17 protein-coding genes are annotated in these 24,055 nt (G+C 60.1%); 4 read left to right on the plus strand and 13 right to left on the minus strand.

Going from position 1 to position 24,055, the window contains the following annotated elements; genetic code table 11:
• Positions 1-12: 12 nt before the first annotated feature.
• The 5 genes from flgD to PSH86_RS23185 all read right to left on the minus strand — a co-directional run bounded on the left by flgD (position 13) and on the right by PSH86_RS23185 (position 3,679).
• On the minus strand, positions 13-735 hold the full coding sequence (gene flgD, locus PSH86_RS23165; RefSeq protein ID WP_109753936.1) for a flagellar hook assembly protein FlgD: 723 nt from the start codon (positions 733-735) through the stop codon (positions 13-15).
• A 15-nt stretch (positions 736-750) separates the two neighbouring features.
• Positions 751-1,194, minus strand: a complete 444-nt coding sequence (gene flgC / locus PSH86_RS23170; protein WP_003204730.1) for a flagellar basal body rod protein FlgC — start codon at positions 1,192-1,194, stop codon at positions 751-753.
• A 3-nt stretch (positions 1,195-1,197) separates the two neighbouring features.
• A complete protein-coding gene (gene flgB, locus PSH86_RS23175) occupies positions 1,198-1,605 on the minus strand; it encodes a flagellar basal body rod protein FlgB (RefSeq protein WP_003204732.1) in 408 nt (135 codons plus the stop codon).
• Between the two features lie 262 nt (positions 1,606-1,867).
• The gene (gene cheR, locus PSH86_RS23180) at positions 1,868-2,695 is read right to left on the minus strand and encodes a protein-glutamate O-methyltransferase CheR (RefSeq protein ID WP_109753935.1); all 828 of its coding nucleotides are present in this window, start codon (positions 2,693-2,695) and stop codon (positions 1,868-1,870) included.
• A 57-nt stretch (positions 2,696-2,752) separates the two neighbouring features.
• A complete protein-coding gene (locus tag PSH86_RS23185) occupies positions 2,753-3,679 on the minus strand; it encodes a chemotaxis protein CheV (protein WP_060741036.1) in 927 nt (308 codons plus the stop codon).
• A 78-nt stretch (positions 3,680-3,757) separates the two neighbouring features.
• On the opposite strand from PSH86_RS23185, the gene flgA reads away from it, so the two are divergent.
• The 4 genes from flgA to PSH86_RS23205 all read left to right on the plus strand — a co-directional run bounded on the left by flgA (position 3,758) and on the right by PSH86_RS23205 (position 6,369).
• Positions 3,758-4,522, plus strand: coding sequence for a flagellar basal body P-ring formation chaperone FlgA (gene flgA, locus PSH86_RS23190; RefSeq protein WP_063324729.1), 765 nt, complete (start codon positions 3,758-3,760; stop codon positions 4,520-4,522).
• Between the two features lie 172 nt (positions 4,523-4,694).
• Positions 4,695-5,012 carry a flagellar biosynthesis anti-sigma factor FlgM gene (gene flgM / locus PSH86_RS23195; protein ID WP_109753934.1) on the plus strand — a complete coding sequence of 106 codons (318 nt, stop codon included), beginning with the start codon at positions 4,695-4,697 and terminating at the stop codon, positions 5,010-5,012.
• 50 nt (positions 5,013-5,062) lie between these two features.
• A complete protein-coding gene (locus PSH86_RS23200; protein ID WP_109753933.1) occupies positions 5,063-5,530 on the plus strand; it encodes a flagella synthesis protein FlgN in 468 nt (155 codons plus the stop codon).
• Between the two features lie 92 nt (positions 5,531-5,622).
• Complete coding sequence (locus tag PSH86_RS23205; protein WP_109753932.1) at positions 5,623-6,369, plus strand: flagellar brake protein; 747 nt, start codon at positions 5,623-5,625, stop codon at positions 6,367-6,369.
• A 62-nt stretch (positions 6,370-6,431) separates the two neighbouring features.
• Here PSH86_RS23205 and PSH86_RS23210 read toward each other — a convergent pair whose 3' ends face one another.
• The 8 genes from PSH86_RS23210 to PSH86_RS23245 all read right to left on the minus strand — a co-directional run bounded on the left by PSH86_RS23210 (position 6,432) and on the right by PSH86_RS23245 (position 24,026).
• Complete coding sequence (locus PSH86_RS23210; protein ID WP_109753931.1) at positions 6,432-7,799, minus strand: MFS transporter; 1,368 nt, start codon at positions 7,797-7,799, stop codon at positions 6,432-6,434.
• 70 nt (positions 7,800-7,869) lie between these two features.
• Positions 7,870-9,111 (minus strand): glutamine synthetase family protein, encoded by a 1,242-nt coding sequence (locus PSH86_RS23215; protein ID WP_163858966.1) that lies wholly within the window; start codon positions 9,109-9,111, stop codon positions 7,870-7,872.
• Between the two features lie 342 nt (positions 9,112-9,453).
• On the minus strand, positions 9,454-10,146 hold the full coding sequence (locus PSH86_RS23220; protein ID WP_232201053.1) for a sensor histidine kinase KdpD: 693 nt from the start codon (positions 10,144-10,146) through the stop codon (positions 9,454-9,456).
• A complete protein-coding gene (locus PSH86_RS23225) occupies positions 10,139-11,746 on the minus strand; it encodes a tetratricopeptide repeat-containing response regulator (protein WP_305485176.1) in 1,608 nt (535 codons plus the stop codon). The genes PSH86_RS23220 and PSH86_RS23225 overlap by 8 nt, the downstream gene beginning before the upstream one ends.
• 452 nt (positions 11,747-12,198) lie before the next feature.
• Positions 12,199-13,098 (minus strand): PoNi-like cognate immunity protein, encoded by a 900-nt coding sequence (locus PSH86_RS23230; RefSeq protein WP_305485178.1) that lies wholly within the window; start codon positions 13,096-13,098, stop codon positions 12,199-12,201.
• Between the two features lie 87 nt (positions 13,099-13,185).
• Complete coding sequence (locus tag PSH86_RS23235) at positions 13,186-13,806, minus strand: hypothetical protein (protein WP_305485181.1); 621 nt, start codon at positions 13,804-13,806, stop codon at positions 13,186-13,188.
• Between the two features lie 303 nt (positions 13,807-14,109).
• On the minus strand, positions 14,110-14,724 hold the full coding sequence (locus PSH86_RS23240; protein WP_305485184.1) for a GAD-like domain-containing protein: 615 nt from the start codon (positions 14,722-14,724) through the stop codon (positions 14,110-14,112).
• Positions 14,721-24,026, minus strand: coding sequence for a hemagglutinin repeat-containing protein (locus tag PSH86_RS23245; protein ID WP_305485187.1), 9,306 nt, complete (start codon positions 24,024-24,026; stop codon positions 14,721-14,723). Before PSH86_RS23245 ends, PSH86_RS23240 begins: the two co-directional genes overlap by 4 nt.
• Between the last annotated feature and the right edge of the window lie 29 nt (positions 24,027-24,055).

Below are 24,055 nucleotides of genomic sequence, written 5' to 3' on the forward strand. Positions count from 1 at the left end.
GGTTAGTCGGCTCTACATACCAATAGTTTGTACTTTGGACAGGGCGATGCTGCCCAGCCCGGCCAGGTTGAGCATCAGCTCACCGCCCGTCTGGCTGATCGTCACGCTGCTGACCGTGGCCGGCAGGTTGGTGATCAGCGACGTGGCCTTGCCGTCGATGGTGGTCGAAGCGGCGAAGGTGTAGGTGCCCGACTCGACCGTCGTGCCCGCGTCGTTCTTGCCATCCCAGATGAAGGCAGAGTTGCCGGCCTTCTGGCTGCCCAAGTCGATGGTGCGGACGGTCTTGCCATCCTTGTCCACGATCTTGACGGCAACGGAGGACACCGATGTCGGGACTACTACAGTGCCGTTGAGGCTCTTGGAGGTATCGACCACGGCCTTGTCACCGGGGGCGATGACCGAGCGTCCGACCAGGGACGACGCCTGCAAGGCCTGGGACGAGTTGTAGTTGCCGGCGATGCCGCTCACGGTCTCGTTGAGGGTGGTGATGCCCTCCAGGCTGCTGAACTGTGCCAGTTGGGCAACGAACTCGCCGTTATCCTGTGGCTCCAACGGGTTCTGGTTTTTCAGCTGGGTAACCAGCAACTGCAAGAACGCATCCTTGCCCAGCTCCTGGTTGCCGCTCGCTGCCTTTGTCGCACTCCCCAGGCCATCGGTCGTGGTATTGGTCTTGACCGAGGAGTTGGCCAGAATCTCGTTGAGGCTCAAACCACTTGTTGTACTGGTAACGCTCATGTGACTCGCCCCTTATCACTGACCGAGGGTCAGGACCTTCTGCATCATGGTTTTGGCGGTGTTCATCATTTCGGCGTTGGTCTGGAACGAACGACTGGCGGAAATCATGTCGGCCATTTCTTCGACGACGTTGACGTTCGGGTAGTAGACGTAACCCTTAGCGTCCGCAGCCGGATGGTTGGGCTCATAACGGGCTTCGAGGTTGCTCTGGTCTTCGACCACGCCAAGCACCTGTACGCCCTGACCGGCCGCGTCCTGTTCCTGGAACAGCGAGTCGCTACCGCCGGACTGGCCGCCCTGGAACATGGTGGCGAATACCGGGTGGCGGGCGCGGTAGGTCTGGTCGATGCTCGACGAAACGGTTTCGGCGTTGGCAATGTTACTGGCGACGGTGTTCAGGCGAGTGGTCTGGGCACTCATGGCACTGCCGGCAATGTTGAATACGCTAGCAATCGACATGGCTTACTCTCCGCGCAGGGCCGATACCAGCCCTTTGAACTTGCTGTTGAGCAGGGTGAAGCTGGCCTGGAAGTTCACGGAGTTTTCCGCGTAGTTGGACTGTTCCAGTTGAGCGTCCACGGTGTTCTGGTCGATCGAAGGCTGCATCGGCGTGCGATACATCAGCGATTCGTCGCCATTGCCCAGGCCTTCGGCCTCGATATGACGGCTGTTGGTCATGTTCAGGGCGAAATGGCCGTTCTTGGTCTTCTCGTTCTGCTCGGCGAGCACTTTGGAGAAGTCCAGGTCCCGAGCCTTGTAGTTCGGGGTATCGGCGTTGGCGATGTTATTGGCCAGGACTTCGGCACGCTGGGCGCGGAAGCTCAGGGCCTGTTCGTGGATACCGAGCGCTTTATCGAAGCTGATGCTCATGTCGGAAACCTTTGGGTGACCAGAATGTACGTACGACGGCTAAAGCAAGCGTCGTGCCATTTCCAAAAACCCCATAAACCGGGGCTTTGCGGACACCGGCAAGGCGGCAATGCCAGAAAAGCGGCAACTGGTTTCCGCTGGCTGCCGCTTTTCTGCCGCTTATCAAGAGCAGTGACCGTCAAATTGTGGGAGGAAGGGAAATTGGCGGGCATAAAAAAACGAGAGCCATGGAGGTCTCCCGTTTTTTGACAACCCAAGCCAATCACTTCGCCTGGTAGATGATCCCCGGGCTGCACTGGACCATCTGGTAATGATCCGGCAAACCGTTCAACGCTTCGGAGGCGCCAAGGAACAGGTAGCCGCCCGGCTTGAGCGTGCCGTGGATGCGCAGCAGGATGTCCTTCTTCACTTCGGCGGAGAAATAGATCAACACGTTGCGGCAGAACACGATGTCGAACTTGCCCAGGCTGGCGTAGCTGTCCAGCAGGTTGAACGAGCGGAATTCCACCCGGCTCTTGATCGGCGCCTTGACCACCCATTTGCCCGGCCCTTTCGGGTCGAAGTAGCGTTGCAGGCGATCCGGCGACAGGCCCCGGCCGATGGCCAGGCTGTCGTACTCGCCGGTCTTGCAGTTATTGAGCATGGTCCCGGACAGGTCAGTGGCGACGATCTGCACGCCGCCTTTCAACTGGCCGAGGTTGGACCGTTCGAACTCATCGATGGTCATCGACAACGAATAGGGTTCCTGTCCCGACGAGCAGGCCGCCGACCAGATTCGCAGGCGTTGGCCCGGGCTGGCCTTGATGGCCGCCGGCAGCACCTTATTCTTCAACACCTCGAACGGATAGGTGTCACGAAACCACAAGGTTTCGTTGGTGGTCATCGCGTCCACTACCATCTCGCGCAAGCCACTGCGCGGCTGGCTCTGGATACGCTGCACCAGTTCGCCCAATGACTTGAGGCCCTGTTGTTCCATCAATTTATTGAGACGGCTCGACACCAGGTATTGCTTGTTTTCACCAAGCAAGATGCCACAGGCTTTTTCCAGGAAGACCCGGAACTGTTCGAAATCCAAATTACCCGTAGACAAGATACCGCCTCTTTCATCGCGTTGACTTGCCGGGCGCACAACGCGCCCGACCTTTGCTTACTCTGCTGCCTTGATCCGATCGACTACCCGGGAAGCCAGGTCATCGGGCCGGAATTTCGCCAGGAAATCGTCGGCACCGACCTTCTTGACCATCGCCTGGTTGAAAACACCGGACAACGAAGTATGCAAGATGATATGCAGCTTTTGCATACGTGGGTCGCTGCGGATTTCCGACGTCAGGGTATACCCGTCCATCTCCGGCATCTCGATGTCGGAGATCATCATCAGGAATTCTTCCTCGGGCTTCTTGCCCTCGTCGACCAGCGCGCGCAGATAATCCAGCGCCTGACGCCCATCGTTCAACGCCACTACCTCGACACCGACCGTTTGTAGACAGCGGGTCACCTGCTTACGTGCCACCGAAGAATCATCGACGGTCAATACCCGCAGCGAAATCGCCTTGTGCTGGGTCTCGGCGTCCACCACACCTGCGGAAATAGCCTCCGGAGTGGGAGCCACTTCAGCGAGGATCTTCTCCACGTCGATGATTTCCACCAACTGGTTATCGACCCGGGTCACTGCCGTCAGGTAGTGATCGCGACCAGTACCCTTGGGCGGTGGATGGATCTCCTCCCAGTTCATGTTAACGATGCGTTCCACCGAGCGCACCAGGAAACCCTGGGTCTTGGTGTTGTACTCGGTGATGATCACAAACGGATTGCTCTGGTCCAGCAACCGACCGGAACCGGTCGCCATCGCCAGGTCGAGGATCGGGATGGTCGCTCCCCGGATATTGGCCACCCCGCACACAACGGGACTGGACTTGGGCATCAACGTCAGCTTGGGGCATTGCAGCACCTCGCGAACCTTGAAGACGTTGATCCCATACATTTGTTGGCCGTCGAGACGGAACAACAACAGCTCCAGGCGATTTTGACCGACCAGCTGAGTGCGCTGGTTTACCGAATCCATTACTCCCGCCATGCCCTGACTCCTACATAACGCTAATGTGTCCGACGCGCATTCATCACTAAACGGCACGGGGCTTGCTATTGAACCGGCATGAACGCACAAACGACATTTTCTCGACGCCTGACCACTCACTGCCGCCATTGGCTCGGTGCACTGCTGGCTGTCTGCCTGTTCACTTCGGGCGGTCCTGCCCTTGCTGCTGTTCCGGTTACCTTGCCTGATCTCCTTATCGGCGTCACTCAGGGCTTTCTTGAATTCACCGTAGAAGACTATCTGGCTACCAGTCAAACCGAAGGGCGCTACGAAATCGAAGTCAACCAGCTCGACCCGCGCCTGCGCATGCCGATGTGCGACAAGGAATTGACTGCTTCGCTGGAGAGTCCGGCCAGGCCCCTGGGCCGCGTCACGGTGAAGGTTCGTTGCGACAGCGCCGCGCCCTGGACGGTGTTCGTGCCGGCTCAAGTGCGCCTGTTTCGAGAAATTGTCACGACCACTCGTCCGCTCAAGCGGGCCGGGATTGTCGAGCCCCAGGACGTGATGTTGCGCGAACGGGACATCAGCCAGATCACCCAAGGTTTCCTGACCTCCGTTGACCAGGCCATCGGGCAGAAACTTGTCCGACCAATGGTCGCCGATCAGGTCGTGACGCTGGTGCACCTGGAGCAGGCCGAAGTGGTCCGCAAGGGCGACCAGGTGGTCATCACCGCCCGCAGTGGCTCCCTGGCCGTGCGGATGCCCGGCGAGGCCCTGTCCAACGGCGGCATGCGTGAACAGATACGGGTAAAAAACCTCAACTCCCAACGCGTGATCAAGGCGCAAGTGATGGCCCCAGGCCAAGTGGAAGTGGCGATGTAGTGATCCGGTAAAGGAGGTAGAAAGCTGGCGCTTGATCCCGGTGTTCCCTAGACTGTGCCTTACGCAAAGGCAAGCGCAGACGTGCGCATGCTCATTGAATAAATGAGCCTAAAGTTTTTTTGGGGATGGCCGAAAACATGGCAAGCGTCCAAATACCCAGAGGTTTTTTACCATGGTCATCGATTTCAATCGTTTAAACAGCTCTTCACCGTTGACAGGCACTACGCGTACCAGCGCGACCAAGGAAACCGCCGAAGCCGGTAAATCCGCGCCGCTGCCTACAGCAGCCGAACAGGTCAGCAACGGGGAGTCGGTACACCTCAGCAATGAGGCTCAGCAGTTGCAGAAGGTCACTGACAAGCTGCGCGATCAACCTGTCGTCGACAAGGCCCGCGTGGCCGAGTTGAAAGCAGCCATCGCTGATGGCAGCTACAAAGTCGACAGCAACCGCGTAGCCAGCAAACTGCTCAACTTCGAAGCCCAGCGCTAGGCCGCCCCGCCTGCGCCAGGCTTTTGGACGCTTAAGACCCAAGGCCAGCCATGCACGATACTAATTTATTGCAACTGATCATCGACGACTTTGTTCCAGCGCAACAATTGCTGGAATTGTTGCAGGCCGAATCCGTGGCACTGCACGGTCGCGACATGCCTCTGCTGGAGAACATCCTGGCGCAGAAACAGGCATTGATCATCTTGCTTGACCAGCATGGCCGCAAACGCAGCGAGATCCTCGCCAGCCTCAACTTGCCCGCCAGTCATGACGGCCTTGAGCAATTGGCCAGCCAGTCGACGATCGGCGACCAGTTGCTGTCCCAGAGTAAAGTGCTCAACGACCTGCTCGCCCAATGCCAGGCGACCAACGCCCGCAACGGCCAGTCGATCCAGATGCAGCAGGCCGCCACCGCCAACCAATTGCGCATCCTGAACGGTGGTGAGATCCCGACGCTGTATGACGCTAGCGGCTCGACGGCCAGAATGGTCAAGCACCGCCCGCTCAGCCAGGCATGAAACGAACAATGCCTTCGCTCTATCAACGCGCGATACATGCTGGCAAAATGCTGGCTATTCGTAGTCGTATTTTGCCTGGAGATTGACCCACCGTGTTCAATGCCTCAAACGCGGATGATGCTCCGCAGCCACCCAAGGTCCTCACCACGCCCCTGGAAATCTCCGGCAACCTGCGGATGCTGCAAGATAGCCACGACCCGCTGATCATTACGTTCCATGAACGCACCCAGCGCTTCCAGAGCTATCTGGTCAACGTCGATCGCGAGACCAACTCCATCGCCCTGGATGAAATGATCCCCCGGGATGGCGAGCGTTTCCTGCTGGCCGGCGAGCCGTTTCGTGTCGAGGGTTTTCATGATGGCGTGCGCATCGCATGGGATGGCAAGGGTCCACTGACCATTGACGAATCCAGCGACGGTCGCTGCTATCGCGGTGCCCTGCCCGACGAAGTGGTCTATCATCAACGCCGCAACGCCTTCCGCGCCGCCCTGAAACTGGCGCAACTGGTGAGCGTTGAACTGGGCGGCGACAAGCTCAAGTCACCCGTGGACGGCAAGCTGCTGGACATCTCCGCCACCGGTTGCAAATTGCGTTTCGACGGCGACATCACCGAACGGCTGCAATTGGGCCAGGTGTATGAGCGCTTCATCGCAGCCCTGCCGTTTGGCAACATGACCGCGCCAGTCGAGCTGCGTTACCTGCATTTCGAAGAAAGGATCAACACCACGTTCGCCGGCGTACGCTTCCACAACATCAGTGGCCTGGTGCAACGGCAGGTCGAGCGGTTCGTCTACCAGCTCCAGCGTGAAGCGCGGCGCTTCGATAAAGACGACCTCTGATCGTCGAGCCATAAAAAACGGGCAGTCCCTTGCGGTGACTGCCCGTTTTTTTTATGCCTGCTTCAAGGCCTGGCCTGGGTAAAGCTGGGTGTCTCCGGTTCGTCAGACGCCGCTTCGGCTTCAGTAGCCGGCTCTGCGACCGGCTCAGGCTCCACGTCCGGATTGGCCGGCGTCTGCATCTGCTCCTGCACCACCTGCTCATCCACCCGGGGATCGAGGCACGCCACCAAAGGCGAACTCGACATACTGTCCGGCATCGCCACGTGATGCAGCGGCGCGTCATCGACCTGATGCAGGTTGGTCACCGCTTTCGGCCGGATCCGCCATACCAGCACCAAGGCGAAGAAAGCGAAAAAGCCGTACAGCATCTGGCTGCCGAACATCTTCATCAGCACGCCGGCCACCAGCGGCCCGATGCTGGCACCAATGCCATAGGTCACCAGCAACATGGCCGTCAGCGACACCCGGCGATCCCCTTCGACGTGGTCGTTGGAAAAGGCCACTGCCAACGGGTACAGGCAAAACTGAACCAGCGAACAGCAGAAGCCCGCCACAAACAACACTTCCAGCGGCACCTTCGGCAGGATCGCCAGCGGCAGTGCGCAGATCGCCAGGAACAGCGCAAAACAGCGAATCAGCATCGCCCGGTCATAACGGTCGGACAGCCACCCCAGCGGCCACTGCACCAGCAGCCCGGCGAAGATGCAGCTACCCATGAACAGGCCGACCTGCTCGGTGGACAGGCCCTGCTGGGACGCGTACAGCGGCGCCAGGCCATAGAACGAGCCAACGATCAGCCCCGACCCCAGTACCGTGCTCAACGACTGGGGGACACGCTTGATGAAGAAACGCGGCTCCATCGGCGCCGGACGCAGCGGGGCCGGGTGAATCCGCCGGGTCAGCGCCACCGGCACCAGGCACAGGGCAAAACACAGCGCCACCAGCATCAGCAGCTCCAGGCCCAGGGCCGGGTGCATGACCAGGATCAACTGACCCAGCACCAAGCCCAGGTACGAGGCGATCATGTAGCCGCTGAACACCACTCCCCGTTGCTTGGCATCGGCCTGTTCGTTGAGCCAGCTCTCGATGACCATGTATTGGCACATCATCCCGAGGCCGACGATCATCCGCAGCACGATCCAGGCCGGCAGCCAGTTCACCAGGCCATGGCCCAGCACTGCCGCGCCGACGATCCCGGCGCAGGCCGAATAGGCGCGAATGTGCCCGACGCGGGCGATCAGCCGGTGGCCGATCTTGCCGCCCAGCACCAGGCCGAAATAGTTGGCGGCCATCAGCGCACCGACCCAGAGGCTGTCCACATGGTCGGCGGCCAGGCGCAAGGCCAGGTAAGTACTCAAGAGGCCCGAGCCGATCAACATCATCAGCGAGGCGAAATAAAGCGCTCGAAAAGGTTTCCAGATTTGGCGCATCGGCGTTCCGAGCGGCTCCTTGAGGTGAGTAAGGGCTATCTATTGAAGATAGCCCGAATGCGGCGGTTCTTTATGCCTGGGCCGCTAGGACACGTCGCTCCCAGGGCGTGATTTCATCGAAGAAGCTGGTCAGCTCCAGGGTCTTGGAAGCGATGTAGCCTTCGATGAACTCCGTGCCGAACAGTTCCTTCGCCAGATGACTACGCTTCAGACGCTCCAAGGCGGCATGCAAGGTACATGGCAGCGACAGATTATCCGGCACCTCGAATTCACCCTGGATCGCCGCGCTCGGCTCCAGGCGATGTTCAATCCCGTATAACCCGGCAGCCAGGCTGGCGGCAATCGCCAGATAGGGGTTGGCATCGGCCCCCGGCAAGCGGTTCTCGACCCGCCGGGCCACCGGCGAACTGGCGGGAATCCGCAAGCCGGCCGAACGATTGTCATGGGACCAACAGGCATTGTTCGGTGACGCGAACGGGTGGCACAGGCGCTGATAGGAATTCACGTTCGGCGCGAACAAGGCGGTGAAATCCGCCAGGCACGCCTGTTGCCCACCAATGAAATGCCGGAAAGTGGCCGTCGGTTCGCCCGCCTCGTCGCTGAAGACGTTACGGCCGCTGCCTGCCTCGACAACGCTTTGGTGGATATGCATCGAACTGCCCGGCGTGTGAGCCAGCGGCTTGGCCATGCAAACCACGGTCAGGCCGTGCTTGAGGGCCACTTCCTTGAGCAGGTGCTTGAACAGGAACGTCTGGTCGGCCAGCAACAAAGGGTCGCCGTGCAGCAGATTGATCTCGAACTGGCTCACGCCCATTTCATGCATGAAGGTGTCGCGAGGCAAGCCCAGCGCCGCCATGCATTCATAGACTTCACTGAAGAACGGGCGCAGGCCATTGTTGGAGCTGATGCTGAACGCCGACTGGCCGTCTTCGCGACGCCCATCCAGGCCCAGCGGCGGCTGGAACGGCTGGGTCGGGTCAGGATTGGGGGCGAACACGAAGAACTCCAGCTCGGTCGCTACCACCGGTGCCAGGCCCAGGGCTGCATAACGAGCGACAACGGCCTTGAGCTGGCCGCGCGTGGAGAGTCGGGAGCTTTCACCGGTCAGTTCGTCGGCATCGCAAATCGCCAGCGCACGAGGCTGCTGGCTCCAAGGCAGGCGGTGGATCTGTTTCGGGTCCGCCACCAGCGCCAGGTCACCGTCATCGCTGCCGTAGAACCGCGACGGTGGGTAACCGCCCATGATGCATTGCAGCAGCACGCCTCGCGCCAGTTGCAACCGCCGACCTTCGAGGAAACCTTCGGCGGTCATCACCTTGCCCCGCGGCACGCCATTCAAATCCGGCGTAACGCATTCAATCTCATCAATGCCCGTCAGTCGCTGCGCGAATGAACGCTGGCCATCGGTCGTCATGACGCAATCCTTGTTATGTGCGAGCCGCGAACGGCAACCCGTACAAAATAGGCTTCGGCTGTTCGGAATATCAAGCACCCGGTAAGAATAAACACCGAACCTTGGAATACATTGTGGGAGCGGGCTTGCTCGCGAAAGCGGTGGGTCAGTAAAACATTTGCAAGCTGACACACCGTCTTCGCGAGCAAGCCCGCTCCCACAGGTTTTATGTGGTGGCAGCGCTATTTATGCAGGGCACGCTCAGGGCAAGTAAAGCCGGAACACCCCACCGCCCAACACCCCGCCATTGGCAATCTCGGTGCGCCCGCTCACGCCGCCACGCTGGTGCAGGCCGGCAATCCGCGCAGCAAAGTACAAGCCCAACCCGGTGCTGCCGCTGCTGTGGTTGATGCCCTGCACATACTCGGCCTGACGCTCGATCATTTCTGGCGGGTAACCGTCGCCGTCGTCATTGATGGTCAGCACCAGTTGCCCGGCCTCATCACTCACGCTGATCAGCAGCGTCTGGCGCGCATGGCGAATGGCGTTGTTGATGCAGTTGTCGAGCACCGAAGCCACCAGCTCGCGGTCGAAAAAGCCCAGGGGGCTGAGCGGGTCGACCTCGTAGGTGACCATGATCCCCCGGCTGCGGAACATGTCCTGATGGCCGGCCAGTTGCGCCTCGATGAAATCGTCCAGCTCATGATAGGCCGGGTGTAGCGGCAACTGGTTGACGCCGAGCTTGTACAGCCCCAGCAACTGCACCATAAGGCCATTGAGATGGGCGAACTCGAACTCGATGACGCCCTGCTCCGAGGTCTGTCGCTCGACATCGGGCAAGCGCTCGAGCCATTGCGTATGCGCCTGCATGAGCAAGGTCAGGGAGTTTTTCATGTCGTGCACGGTAGACGCGATCACCGTGGAAAAATCGAGTGCCTGTTCGCTGTCATTCATCGCCAAATGCCTTGCTTCGCAGTTTTTGATAACGCGCAAAACGCGCATCGGTGTCGGGCATCATGCCCACCAGTTTCAGGCAGGCGCGGCACTCCTGCAGCAGCTCCGATTCCACACTGGTGTCGGTGCCATGCAGCAGCGATTGCGCCATGTTCAGGGCAATACTGATGTTCTTCGGTTGCATCTTCAGGGCCCGGCGGAACAGCTCCCGTGCCTCCGGCAACGCGCCGGTCTTGTAGACCCGCACGCCTTCGCGGTTGAGCTCGGCGGCGGCATTGCCCTGATTGAGGATGTTCGGGTCGTCGGTCAGCTTGGCGATGCCTTGCATTACCGTCGGGTCATCACCGTAGATTTCCGCGCAGTTCTTGAGCATCGATTCGCCGGCGCTGGTCTGTCCGAGCATTTGCAACTGCTTGGCCACCAGCAACGCGGCCTCGGCGCTCATGAACTGTTCCATGCCATCGAGACGCTGCAAAGCCTGTTCGGTGAGTTTCTCGGCGGTTTCGGCATCGTTGAGCAACAGGCTGGTGGCCTTCATCAGCCGCGCCCGGACCTGCAGCCCCGGGTCGTTGAGGTTCTCCTTCGCCACGGCGCTGAGGGTGGTGTTGATCTCCAGTCGGGTCCGGGTATCGAGGCCTTTTTCGCTGCCCTTGCTGATCAGCGCATGGGCCAGGCCCAGGTTGCTTTCCGGGTCCTTGAAGCGCGACTGCGCGCCCTGCCCGACCGCCTGACGATAGGCCCGGGAAGCCGTGTCGTAGTCTTCGTTGGTCATCGCCAGCTTGCCCAACAACGATTGACGGCGCACCGCCAGCGGCGACAGGCGCACCGCTTCTTCCAGCACGTGCTGCGCCTGTTTGGTGTCACCTTCGGCCACCAACACCTCGGCCATGCCGTCGTACAACGCCGGCATCATCGGAAAGACTTTCAGGGCCTTTTCATAAACGGCCTTGGCCTGCCCCACCTGGCCGCGCTTGAACATCAACTTGCCCAGCCCCGCATAGGCCCACGGCAACGGTCGATCCGCGATGATGGAGTTGTACAGCCGCTCAAGGGCCTCGTTCTGATTCAGGTCGCGCAGCGCATCAGCCCGATAACGCAGACACAACGGCCCGTAGCGCGGATCCTGCTTGCACAGGGCGATGCAGGCATTGAGCACTTCCATCGGTTTGCCACGATCGAGGGCTTGCAGGATCGGCTTGAGCAGGGTCTTGCGCTGCTCGAGCCGCTCCAGCCGCTGGGCCAGGCCGGAGCGGTTGAAGGGTTTGGTCAGGTACGCATCCGGCTCATGCTCCAGGGCACTGAGCACCATCGCCTGGCTGGTCTCGGCGGTCACCATGAGGAAGACACTTTCATGGCTGATCAACTTTTCGACCATCAGGTCTTCGAGCACCTGCTGGCCATTCTTGCGCCCGTCGCCCAGGTGATAGTCCTGCAGGATGAAGTCATAGCGCTTCTGCGAACACATGCGCAGCGCCACTTCACCGGTGTCGGCGGTGTCCACGTCCTTGACGCCCAGCTCACGCAGCATGGAGCGGATCGAACTGCGGAAATCCGAGAAATCATCGACGATCAGAAAACTTTTTTGGTGGTACGCCAGCATCGAGGATGTCCAGGCAAGTAAGAAAATAACCCAATGGCATAACAACGAAACGCCGTGTCACAGCCCCGAGGCGCGCAGATGATAGCCACCAACCAGCAACGTTCAAGGGATTTCAGCAACCGCTTGGCCTGGCTGTGTCGTGACGCACATTGCGAGCCGAAACGCAGAAGACAACCGGGCTCATCGGGTTATCGGCAGGAGATGGCGTTCCGTTAAGGGGAAGGTGTGGGAGAGATTGGGGGCGGACGACCTGCCAGGCACAGAGTCGCGACAAACAAAGAATCTGTGGCGAGGGGATTTATCCCCGCTGGGTCGCGAAGCGGCCCCCCAATCTGCGCTTGCGATGTATCAGTTTGATCCGTTGCCGTTTTGGGCTGCTTCACAGCCCAGCGGGGATAAATCCCCTCGCCACAATGGGTGATGTCAGGCCTCATGATCCGTGCAAAACTCGCTCACTCACGACGCCTCAACAGCTTCGACCAAAAACCCACCTTATTCTCCACAGCCACCGCAACAGGCGGTTCAACTTCCTGCCTCGCCGAATGTGTACTCGGACCGTTGGGCCTCAATAAGTCCCCAGGGTAATGCTCAAGCCCCAAGCACTGTGAGTCGTCCATATCGAAAGCCTTGACCGCCGCCACGGCCTCTACGCACCAACGACCGAAATAGGCGCCGCCATCGAAGTTTTCATCGCCATAGGAGTACCAATAGGGATGTCTATAACTGACGGCCTGAGGATCAGAGCCGGACTTGGCACCGGTACGCACTTCCGTGTACCAATGTTTGACGAATGCACTCAACAGCAATGCTTGCGAATCCTCCGCAGCATCTACCGCCGTCAGCAACCGAGCGTAGGGTTTCGGGTAAAGAAGCCCTGAACCTATGCTGCGTTCTGGGCTGCGACTCGCGATTATTCGGTCGAGTAGCACGTCCTCGCCTTCGTTGCCAATCAACGCCAACAACCGCTTCCACTGGTCATCCGGAATATCCAGCGCCAACCCCAATCCCACCAGCCAGAAGCAGGTGATGTAATGGTCGTAGTTGACACGCCAGCTATGGCGAGTGAATTGCTGCTCCTGAGTCCAGACCGTCGCGCCAAGGCGCTCGGCCTCTTCCCAGGCATCAAGCAGCCCGGGAAAGTATCGCGACAGGTCCGCTATCGGATCTCCAGCGGAATACCGTCGCAGCATCTGGTGCCAGTGCTTCTGCGCAATGATGAAAACGTACTGCGGCGCATAGTCGGGATCGCCGGCAGGTTTAGCGGCGGTCTCAAGCGCCTCGACGATGCTCTCATCACCATACTCAACCCATTCCGACCAATAGCGGGAGTCTCCCAGCGGTGCCCGAATCACCTATGTTTCCTCCGAAATTCAACATCCTGGAATTTGCCTGTATTTAAGCTGGGAGCCAGTGATCGCGCCTATATCTAAAGCCCGAACTTAGTGAGTCACTAAGAACCCACTCTCGGTGAGAGCCCCCCTCCCTCCAACCCGCCAGAATCTATAGTAAGACTCCAAATTAATATCAAATTCAAATAATGGCCGCCCAACGTACCAAGCAAGATAATAATCCGCAGCCAATCCATAGAACGCCTCAAACAGCGCATAAGTCTGCTCGGTATCAGAAACTCTGCTCTCCCTGATTGCATCCCCAACTTCATCAAACAACCAATAATGAGGAATATCTTGCTGAAGCCAGTGATCCATATCGTGACCATCAACAAAAAGCACCTGGGCACTTTCACAAATTTTTAGAACCTCGGAATCACCGAGCACCCTGCACACTCTTTCTTGCTCCTTGAACCACTCCCGGCCTAGCTGAATTAATTCGTCCTTTCCAACTTTAAGGCTTGGCAAGAGATATAGAGACTTCTCCATATCTCCAGAGGCTAGAACGCGCTCCGTTCTATCAGCCAACTCTTCCGAAAACGGAAAATAGCTGAATATCCGTCGAAGCTCCTCGGAACCACTGTGCGCTTTCAACAATCCCAAAAAGTGAGATTTATCGAAGACCGCCCTGCCTTCACAGAAGGCACACCAGTCGGACAATAAAGACTTCATACCTACTTCCCTCCAGCTTTTGGTAGAGGCGGCAATAAACTAAGGAAAAAAGAGGAGAAAAGGAGAAAAGGAGAAAAGGGGACAGATTTATTTGGAAGCCTAGGAGCCTAACAATTAAATAAATCCGCCCCTTCTCCAACAAATAAATCCGTCCCCTTTTCCCTCTTGGCCTTGTTGGCGAGCAAGATCCCCCACAGATCTATTTTAGGAAGCGAGCGAGCAATTAAATAAACCCGCCCCTTCTCCCAGCAAAATACTTCTATCCTTTGCACCAGCACATACTCCTTTCGCTTATCTAATTTCTCAAGAACGCATCTGCCGAAGGATCATCAAATGGACCTCTAAATTACATTTAACCAAATGATCTAGCGAAGCAGTTCCCCCAGCAAATAATGCTGGCTCAAAGCCGTAAAGTTCACTCTCATCAAGAGCACCTAACTTCTCGAGTGCTCGCCCAAACAAAAACTCACCTTGATTATCCTCCAAATCATAACGCTCCTTATCAGACATAGCGAAAAATGTCTGAATAGCTAGATCCGGATTTTTATTAGGTATTTTCAACTTATTCTTCAACGCAACGATAGATCCCGTCGGACACGAAATAACAATTTTCTGATTGTATTTCTCCCCCCAAGCATAGAGAGTCCCGAACGCGCTCCTTGCAATAACGTGGTAATTATCTATCTGTGGAAATTCAGTACCCCTGAGCCATATATCGAGCAGATGCTTATAATCATCCGGGTTCACTGTCCAGAAAAGGCCATTGGCATATCCACACCAACCCTCCTCCTGCCAATAGTCAAGCAGCACGTCAGGCAGCACCTTACGATACTTCGCAATTTGGGAGTCAGGCACCTGTCGATGAGATGTGGCCTCCCCCATCACGCTGATGAAATACTGGAAATCTTCGTCCCTCACCTTGCTTGTGCTCCTCTGAGTAGCTCTAGCCGGACATTCAATTTAGCGCTGCCAGCACCGCTGGAAATAGCCGCATCCACGGCTTGATCGACAGATGATAAACGACTTGACCAGCTAGCACCTATTGATGAGTTCACATTGGTGTCACCCATCCTTATCGGTGCCGGTGTTGTCCAACCGCCCGCAACCATGTCAGGCTCGTGCAAGGCTGCAAGACTAGACTTAATCTCCTTCGCGCGATCTTTTGCCATCTGCGTTGCCGTAGAACGATCGACACCTTTATTAATTAAACTTTGCCGAATACTTTCAGACACTTCCCTTTCAAATTCGCGACCTAAACTTCGCTGCATTGAATCAGCTGCTGGATTGCGGCCTTGCTGAATGTAGGCATCCCTTGCAATTTTAAACTCATCAGCTGTCATGCTATTAATCGCATCTTGCTGAGCTTGCAACTGCTTGTTGTACTCCTTCAGAAACACTTTCTGCTGATCAGGTGACATTTCTTTGTAACGAGGATTATCGTAGGGATTAAATCCGTCTAGCTTCAGCTCATCCAGACGGTCGATCACCTTGGTTGTTTGAGTCCCCTTAACACCCGAACTATAGTCTACGGTGTTTTCAACAACCTTCCCATTAACAGTCGTCGTACCAGGGCCATACCCCCCCTCAAGTTTTCCGCTATACGCCCCCTCCACGCTGCTCCACTGCAGCGGCTTACCAGCCGACACTTCAGCTTTCGCAATTTTGGCCATACCGGCCATTTTTTCAAGCCCTTCCGTCCCCACCTTGATCCCGGCTTTCGCCAACGCCACGCCGCCCTTGGCCGCCGTGCCGACGCCCGTGGCGATGCTGCCAACCTGCCAAACCAGCTCGCCAATGTCCTGACCCAATTGCACGGCGCGATCATCCCCGCCGTTTTCCAGGGCATCTTTGACGCGGTCGAGTTTGGCGTTGAGTTCGTTGACCACGCCGTCGCCGAATTGCTTGCGGGCCTCGGGGTCGTTGATCAGTGCTTTCAGGCCGTTGATCCCGTCCACCGGATGGAGGAGGAATTGCGCCAATCCTTCTACATCGCCCCAACCCGCCTGCACCAGGCCTTTGCCCAGGCCGAAGCGGGTCAGTACATCTTGTTTCTGGTTGATGTACGCCCATTTGGCGATCACTTTCGCCTTGGCCCCGAGACCGTCAGCCGCGCTGTACTCCTTCTCGGCCTGGACCAGTTGCTGGGTCGCCAGCCAGTTGTTGTCCACCGCAGCGCCCGCCGCGCTGGTGGCGGTGGCCGGGTCGAGCGAGGAGCTGGTGGCGGCCAGCCCGGTGACGATGCTGACGATCAGGTTGCGCTTGGCTTCGCGCTGGGATTCGCTTTCATCGGGGCTGGCTTCGGAGAACAGGCCGGTGAGCAGGCTCGACGCCGCCGCGCCCGCGGCACCGCTGCCACAGCTCTGGCTGCTGGCCGCGGCGCCGGCACAGGCGACGATACCGTGCAGGGCGGCGTGCAGCGGCGAGCCTTCGGTGAGCTTGCCGTCCGCCACCAGGTCGCCGATGTAGCCGGCGCCCCGCTGCTGCACGTAATTGACCACCAACCCTTGGACGAACGCACTGTTGCCGCCGCTGATGTTGCCGCTGGCCGCGCCCACCAGGGCGGTGGTGATCTGCCGGTAGGTGCCGCCCGCGCCCCACTTGTCGGCGATGCCGCTGGCTTCGGCATTGAGTCGCTGAGCGCTGCCGAGCAGCGCCAGGCGTTCGGTGTCGGTGAGTTTGGCGTTGGGGTCCAGGGCCGCGGCCTGAGCTTTCTCGGCCTGTTTGCGCTTGAGGTCGACTTCCTTGGCCTTGTTGGCGAGCAAGGTGCTGGCTTCGTTGGAGAACGCCCCGACGATCTCGAAACCGGCACGGATTTCGTCTTCGTCGAAGATCGGCTTGAGCGTGTTGCTGGTGTCGCGGTCGCTGGAGACATCGCGATTGAGGCTGGCGACGGTTTGCTCGCCATTCTTGCCGGTGCGCTTCTGTTGCTCGGCGTCGTTGCTGATGACGATGGTGCCACCACTGATGCCGCTGCGGGTGACGCTGCTGGCATCGTCGCTGGCACTGATGGCGATCGGCATGGTGGCGCTGAGGTCGTTGTCGTTCTTCGGCAGGTCGGTGCCAGGGGTCTGCGTACCGCCGCTCGTGGCGTTGCCCTGCTGGTCCTTGCCGACTTCGCGATAGCCGCCACCGACGCTGACAGTGCTGGCGTCGTACTCGGCCTTGTTCTTGATGTCGCGGCTGGTGAGGCTGGCGGTGACCAGACGATTCTTGCCATCCTGCACGGCCTTGTCGCTGCTGGCGATGACGGCGCCGACCAGGTCGGTGTTACCCCCGACGCGGATGTCGAACCCATCGTCGCCGGCCTTGATGCCCGATTGCTCGATCACGCTGGCGTAGTTGGAATCGATGTCCGTGGCGCCGAAGCTGCCGCTGACGCCGTTGACTGAACTCATGCCGTAGCAGAACGGCGGAATGCACAGGCTGATGCCAACGCCCAGGCTCTTCTCATCGACCTCGTAGGTGTTGGTGTCTTGCAGGCTTTCGATGTTCAGGTCGCCGCCGATGTCGGCCAATACCTGCTTGCCGCTCGCCACCGCGCCTCTGAGGTTGGTGTCACCGCCCGAGGACAACAGCAACTGGTTGCCCGCCTGGACATGGGTATTGGTGTGGGTGAGCCCATCGCCATCCGCCTGGCCGCGACTGCCGGACGCCCCCAGATCCAGGGTGAAGCCGTTGCGGGCACCGAGGGAAAAGCCGATGCCGATGCTCGCGCTGCTGCCTTTGCTGTCGGTGTTCTGCTTGTCGATATTACGGGCGGCGATCAGGTTGATGTCACCGTCCGCCAGCAGGCTGGCATTGCGTCCGGCCTTGATATCGCTGCCTTGCACGGTAATGTCGCTGGCGGCTCCGGCGCCCGTGGCGCGCAGGCGGATGTCGTTGCCGGCGGTCATGGTCGAGCCGGCTGCGCTGTCGCTGGTGTAGGTGGTGGTGCTTTCGTTCTTCTTGGTGCCCAGGGACAGGCTGATATTGATCCCGCCCGCCGCGCCCGGGTCCATCGCCACGGCGGTGGCGGCGTTGTTGGCGGCCATGACGGCGGTAGCGGCGGCCAGGGCCTTCATGCGCCCGTCGTCGGTTTTCTCCGACGCCCGTTTCATCTGCTGGGACGTCTGGATCGCGCTGATCACCGGGTTGGTCACGGTGAGGGTGAACCCGGTCTGCTTGAACAGGGTTTCACGCTCGCGCTCGCGGGTGTTGCGCGCCTCGACGACATCGATGGTCTGCGCCGTGACGTCGATGTTGCCTTGTGGCGCCGACACCTGGCTGCCCACCTGACGGTAGCCCTTGCCCGCTTCGATCAGCACATCGCCGGCGGTCGACCCGACCGTGCTGGCCACGGCCGTGTGCTCGGTGGTGAGGTCCTTGACGCTTTGTTGCTGACTGCCCAGGGTGACGGCGATGCCACCGCCGCTGAACAGGCCGCTTTTCTTCACGGACTTGTCATGGCGTTCGCTGCTGCTGGCGGTGTCGGCTTCGATGTTGACGTTGTTGTCCGCCACCAGAACCGTCTGGGTCGTGGACACCACGTTGCTGCCCTTGAGGTTGATGTCGCGACCGGCCTGCACATAGGTCTGCTCGCCGCTCAGGGTGGAGCCTTCGGCCGAGGTCTGGCTGATCGTGTCACGGGTGGTGGTGGTCTTGCTGGAGAACATCCCGTTGCTGCCCTTGACCTTGTGCGCTTCATCGGCGAACTGGTAGTTCTGGCCGGCGGTCAGGTTGACGTCGCGCTTGGCCTCGGCAAACACCGCGCCTTGCTCGCTGGTGACGTGAGCGGCGCGGGCGTTGAGGTCTTGGCCCGCGCTCAAGCGCACGTCGCCCTGCCCTTGGACCTGTGAGCCGACTTCGGTCTGGCTGGCGTCCTTGCGCCAGTTGCTGCTGTTCCAGGTCAGCGCTTGCTCGTGGGCTTCGCCGACGGTGGCCAGGTTGATGTTCTTGCCCGCCTCCAGCAACGTACTGCCGCCCTTGCCAGCATTGACCACCTGGGCCCCGGTGAGGTTGAGGTCGTTGCCGGCGCTCACCCCCATCGTGCCCTGGGCACCGCTGACGAACAGCCCGGCCACCCGCGACAGGTTGGTGCGGGTGCCTTGGGCACTGCTGCTGTCCCGGCTGCTGGAGATGACGTTGATATCCTGCCCGGCCTTGACCGACAGGCTGTCCACGGCACCGATCAGGCCGCCGAGGTTGTTGAGGTTTTCCCGCGCGGCGAGCGATACCTTGTCGGCCTGGATGCGCCCACCGAGGTTTTCGATGTTCTGCGCGGTGATCGCCATGACACTGCGCCCGGCCAGGCTGCCACTGTTGACCAGGTCGCCGGCGATGTTCAGGTTCAACTGTTGCCCGGCAATCAGGGCGCCGGAGCCATTGAGGTCGCCTTCCTGGACCCGCACGTACACTTGCGGCACCAGTACGTTGCGGGTGTCCCCGTTGGCGAGGGTGACCTGCTTTTGCACCAGCCAGACGATATCGCTGGTCAACTGGGCCATCTGCTCGGAGGTCAGGGCCACGCCGGGCACCAGTTGCCATTGGCTGGCGACGGTCACGGCGTTGTCGATCAGGGCGCGGTACTGCACTTCGTCATTGGCATAGCCATCGAGGAAACGTCGGCCGGTGAGTTGCGCGATCTGTTCGCGAATCAATTTCTGTTCGTAGAAGCCGTCGCCCAAACGTTGTTGCGTCAGGGCTGGGTCGACTTGCAAACGCTGCAACATGTAGTCCGACGACAGCCAGGTGCGATAGCTGGCAAAACGCGGGTCGGTTTCGATCAGGTAGCTGCTGGTGTTCTGGGGATTGGTGGTGAACAGGCTGTTGTTCGGCAATGCCAGGGATGGCCCGCCGCTGCGAATCTGCTCGGCCACGCCTTTGCTGTTCAAGGTGGTCTGGGCCGCAACCTGAACGATGGGCGCCACTTGATAGGTTCTGCCGACCGGGGCACTGACCGTGCCTGTGGCGGCTATCTGCTCGCTGACGCCCTGTGTGGCGCGGGCGCTGATCTGGGTGCCAGTACCGTTGCCGGCGGCGTTCTGGGCGAACACGGTCGGCTGCAGGGTGATGTCCTGGATCAAGGGGGCAGGCGTGTAGGCCGTGACGGCCGTTCCCTGACGGTCCCGGCCCTTGCGCTGGATGCGATAGAAATTGCTGACGGTGCCGCTGTCGGTGGTGGTGCGCTGGCCGGTCAGTTCGGTGTTGGTCAGGCTGGCAATGTTGGCCTGCAACAACCCACCGGCAATGATGCGGCTCTTGTCATTGAGCACATCCCCTGCGTTGATCTGCATCGTCCCACCAGACAGGATTTGCGCCGGCGCCGAGGTGGCGATCTGGGTCTCCTGCACCACGCGGGTGTAGTCGTAGCGGTTCCAGTTGTCTTTGCGACCCTCTGGGGTGGTCAGGTGAAGGACCTCGTCGTTGCTCACGGAGATCTGGTCGCCCTGGTAGCGGTTCGGCGAACCGCTGAGCTGGAATTCCTGCAAGGCGGTGCGGCTGACTTCCACTTGCTGGGTGCTGAAATGCTCGTTGGTGTTACGCACGCTTTGTACATCGAGCGAGAGGTTGCCGAGGGCCTCGATGGTCGCACTGGCGTTGCTCAGCAGTTGGGCCCGGTCCTGGGCCTTGTCAGTCGCGCTCAGCGCACCACCGATGGCAAGGTCCCCGGCACTGAAGATCAGCGCCTGTTCGCGGTTGTCCAGGGTGCCGGTACCAATGTCCAGCGACTCACGGGCGGCGATGGTCGCGGCGCTGCCGTTCTCATCACGGTTGCTCAGCGCCGAAGTGGCGATCGCCAGTCGATCACCGTACAGACGTCCGGTGCCCAGGTTGTTGAGCGACAGCGCTTGCACACGCACTTGCTGGCCGTCGATCAGGCCACGGTTGGTCAGGCTGTCGTTTATGGTCAGGCGAACCTGACCGGCGCTGATCTCCCCGCTGACGGCGTTGTCCAGCGTTTGCGAGCGCACCAGCAGGAGATTACCTGCCAACAGTTTTCCGCTGTTGTTGAAAGCGCCGTCGGTGCTCAGGTCAATCTTGTTGTTGGCCTGAATCTGTCCACTCAGGTCCAGGCCACTTTGCAGGCTGAACGTCAGGTCGCCCAGGCTCAGGGCTCGACCGGAGCCTGCGTAATAGGCCGCGTTAAGGGACAATAGGCTGCCGGCGAGCAAGGTCCCATTGAGGTTGTGCACCGACTGACGACGTTGCACCGGATCGCGATCAGTGATGGTCAGGCCGGTCCCTGCGGAAATCAGGCCGCCCTGGTTATCCAGCACCTGGCTGACACCGATGGACAATCCTTGGTCGGCGCGCACGGCACCGGCCTGGTTGCCGAAGGTGTCGAGCGTCAGGCTCATGGCACGCCCCTCTAGGCCTTGGTTGGCACCTTGGGTGGCGCTGTTGTCGAGCACGCCGGCCGTCACGCCCAGCGTTCCCGCACTGCGCACCAATCCACCCTGGTTGGTAAGCGTCTCACCCAGCACCAACTGGACATCGCCGAGGCCTTGCAATTGACCGCCGCGGTTATCCACCCGGGCGCTTTCGACTTCTACGCTCTTCTCACCAATGACCTGGCCGCCGCTGCCGTTGGTAACGTCGGTGGCCTTGAGCACCAGCGCGCCTTTGGCGCCGAGGAAGCCGGCGCTGTTGTTGAAATGGGCGCTGTGGATTTCCACCGCGTCCTGGCCGCTGATGCCTTGGGTGGTGCCGGACTGAAGGTTGTCCAACGCCTGGCTGCCGGTGTCGATGAACAGCTTGCCCTTGGCCTGGATCAGCCCTGCCGCATTGCGCAGTTCACCGCTGCGCAGGTCGAGGGTCGCACCGGCATTCAACGTGCCTTGGCTGTTGTCCATCAGCAGGCCGTGGCTGTTCAGGTCCAGGGCCTGGCCACTGATCACCCCGCCCTGGTTATTCAGGCCCTGGGCCGACAGATCGATATCGCCCAGCGCTTCAAGGCGCCCGCCGCTGTTGTTCAATGCATCGGCCGAGACACTGACCAGCAAGCCGGACTTCACCGAGCCCAGCACGCCGTTGGTGTTGTTCAACTGCCCGGCGATGATTTCCATGCGCTGGGTGGCGGCGAGCGTGCCGCCGATATTGTTCAAGCGATCGAACGTCGCATACAGCTCACCGCCGGCACTCACGGTGCCTTGGGTGTTATCCAGTGCCTCGCCGCTGACCTTTGTCGTCCCGCTGGCGGCCAGCGTCCCGCCGCCGTTATTGATCTCGTTGTCGGCCGTGACAGTCAACGCACCGCTATCGGTGGCGAGCACTTTGCCGCCCTGGTTGTTCAACGTGCCGACCTTCACGTTCACCGCGCCAGGACTGCTGACTTGCCCGGCCTGATTGTTGAAGCGTTCACGGGCGGTGACCTGCATTGGCTGCGCCCCAGTCTGGAGAATGCGTCCGCGCTGGTTGGACAAGGTCGTGGTGTCGAGTGTGATCTGTTGGCCTTGGGTCAGGCCATCATCGACCACCACCTCGCTGGCCTTGACGCTCAACGTGCCATTGCTCGCCAGGGTGCCTTTGCTGCCAGCCAACTGGGTGGCCTGGATGTCCAAAGTGCCTTTGCCGGCGTGCTCGACCGTGCCTTTGCTGTTATCCAGGCGATTGGCGCCAAGCTGCATGTTCTCGGCATTGGAGGCGATACGACCACTGCTGTTGTCGAGCGTGGCAGTGGCTTTGATCGACGCGTCGGCGGTGCCGGTCTGCACCAGCTCACCGCCGACATTGGAAACATCCCGTGCGCTCAATTGCAGGTTGCCAGCGGTGACCTTGGCCCCATCGGTGCGCAGGGTCTTGGTCGCTTTGGCAGTCAGTACCTGGGTCGCATCGACTTGACTGCCACTGAGGTTGGCATCGCCGCCGCTGGCCGTCAGGGTGACGTTGTGGCCCAGGGTCTGGCTGCTGCTCAGGTCCAGGTCAGCGGCCTCGACGCTGACATCGCCGCCGGCAAGGTTCTGGCCTTGCGCCTTGACCGTGGTGGCCCGCAACGCGAGGTTGCCGCTGCTGCCCAACTTGCCGTCCGCCCCGACGCCCGCCGCCAGGCTCGAGGCCGTGGTGCTGCGAATGTTCTTGGCGGTCAGTGTCGTGTGGTTCTGGCTGGCAACAGTGCCGCTGTTGTCGATGTCACCGGCACTGTCGAGACCCAGGTCGCCCTTGGCGTAGAGCGTGCCGCTGTTATCAACGCTGGTGGCATTGATTCGGGTCGCTGTAGCGCTGCTGATAGCGCCTTGGTTTTGCAGTTTGCCGTCGGCGCTGATCACCACCTCGCCAGCCATGGCACCGATCTGCCCGGCGTTGCGCACACCGACGCCAGATTCAGTGCCCACCAGCATGATCTTCCCGGCATACATGCCGCCCAGCTTGGCAACGTCGATGGCAACGGTGGGTTTTTCTCCGTCGGCAGCTGGCAGCGGCGTAGCCTGGGTGTTGTCGGCATTGACCTGATTGCGTCCGGTCGTAACCTTCAAGTCGTTGGCCCACACCCCGGCGTTAACCTGCACCGAGCGGGCAATCAGATCCGTATAGTCGGCCTCGCGGGCATCCAGGCCTTTGCCTTCGATGTTGATGGTGCCGCCCTGCACGGTGTAGCCAGTGATGCGACCGTTCTCCAACTGCGCCCGGCCGGTGCTGAGGGTGGCACGGTCGGCGTTGATGAAGCCGCAACCGTTGCAGGTGATACCGGCCGGGTTGGCGATCACCACTTCGGCACGCTGGCCAGCCACTTCGACGTAACCGCGCAGTTGACTGGGATTGCTGGCGTTGACTTCGTTGAGGATGACCCGCGCGCTGCCATTGCCCAACATCGGGTTGCCTTCGATCCAACCGCCCAGTTTCGTCTGGCTATTGCCCGTGCCGTTGTTGAGGATCACCCCCCGGCTATCGACGTCAAACTGGTTGTAGGTGTTACGCGAGACACCGCCAGCGCTGGGCGCGCGGATATTCACCTGGGGCGTGCCGTTGGCGCTTTGTATCACCATCGGTTGCTGGCCGGCCGGAGCGCCCGGGTCGGCGACGATGGTTCCAGCCCAGGCCGGCGCCACGCTCAAGGACACCAGGCCAATCGCGGTCATCAAGGCAAAGCGCAACGCCCCAAGCGTCGCTGTGCAAGCCGCTGCGCTCGTCGTCGGCCCGGAGCGGGTCCCCGGCGCCTTGACCTGGCTGGTGACGTTCTCGGCCACGACCATCAGCAGTCCGCGGGCCTTGTTGAAAACGATTCGGTACAGATGCTTGTTCATAGCAATTCCATTTGCGGAGCCAGCCCGCA

This window comes from Pseudomonas sp. FP2300, assembly GCF_030687595.1.
Lineage (GTDB): Bacteria > Pseudomonadota > Gammaproteobacteria > Pseudomonadales > Pseudomonadaceae > Aquipseudomonas > Aquipseudomonas bijieensis.

What these genes read in the sequence shown, in the direction of transcription:
- flgD (WP_109753936.1), bottom strand. Translation starts at nt 735, where the DNA reads ATGAGCGTTACCAGTACAACAAGTGGTTTGAGCCTCAACGAGATTCTG.
- flgC (WP_003204730.1), bottom strand. Translation starts at nt 1,194, where the DNA reads ATGTCGATTGCTAGCGTATTCAACATTGCCGGCAGTGCCATGAGTGCC.
- flgB (WP_003204732.1), bottom strand. Translation starts at nt 1,605, where the DNA reads ATGAGCATCAGCTTCGATAAAGCGCTCGGTATCCACGAACAGGCCCTG.
- PSH86_RS23185 (WP_060741036.1), bottom strand. Translation starts at nt 3,679, where the DNA reads ATGGCGGGAGTAATGGATTCGGTAAACCAGCGCACTCAGCTGGTCGGT.
- flgA (WP_063324729.1), top strand. Translation starts at nt 3,758, where the DNA reads ATGAACGCACAAACGACATTTTCTCGACGCCTGACCACTCACTGCCGC.
- flgM (WP_109753934.1), top strand. Translation starts at nt 4,695, where the DNA reads ATGGTCATCGATTTCAATCGTTTAAACAGCTCTTCACCGTTGACAGGC.
- PSH86_RS23200 (WP_109753933.1), top strand. Translation starts at nt 5,063, where the DNA reads ATGCACGATACTAATTTATTGCAACTGATCATCGACGACTTTGTTCCA.
- PSH86_RS23210 (WP_109753931.1), bottom strand. Translation starts at nt 7,799, where the DNA reads ATGCGCCAAATCTGGAAACCTTTTCGAGCGCTTTATTTCGCCTCGCTG.
- PSH86_RS23215 (WP_163858966.1), bottom strand. Translation starts at nt 9,111, where the DNA reads ATGACCGCCGAAGGTTTCCTCGAAGGTCGGCGGTTGCAACTGGCGCGA.
- PSH86_RS23220 (WP_232201053.1), bottom strand. Translation starts at nt 10,146, where the DNA reads ATGAATGACAGCGAACAGGCACTCGATTTTTCCACGGTGATCGCGTCT.
- PSH86_RS23225 (WP_305485176.1), bottom strand. Translation starts at nt 11,746, where the DNA reads ATGCTGGCGTACCACCAAAAAAGTTTTCTGATCGTCGATGATTTCTCG.
- PSH86_RS23235 (WP_305485181.1), bottom strand. Translation starts at nt 13,806, where the DNA reads ATGAAGTCTTTATTGTCCGACTGGTGTGCCTTCTGTGAAGGCAGGGCG.
- PSH86_RS23245 (WP_305485187.1), bottom strand. Translation starts at nt 24,026, where the DNA reads ATGAACAAGCATCTGTACCGAATCGTTTTCAACAAGGCCCGCGGACTG.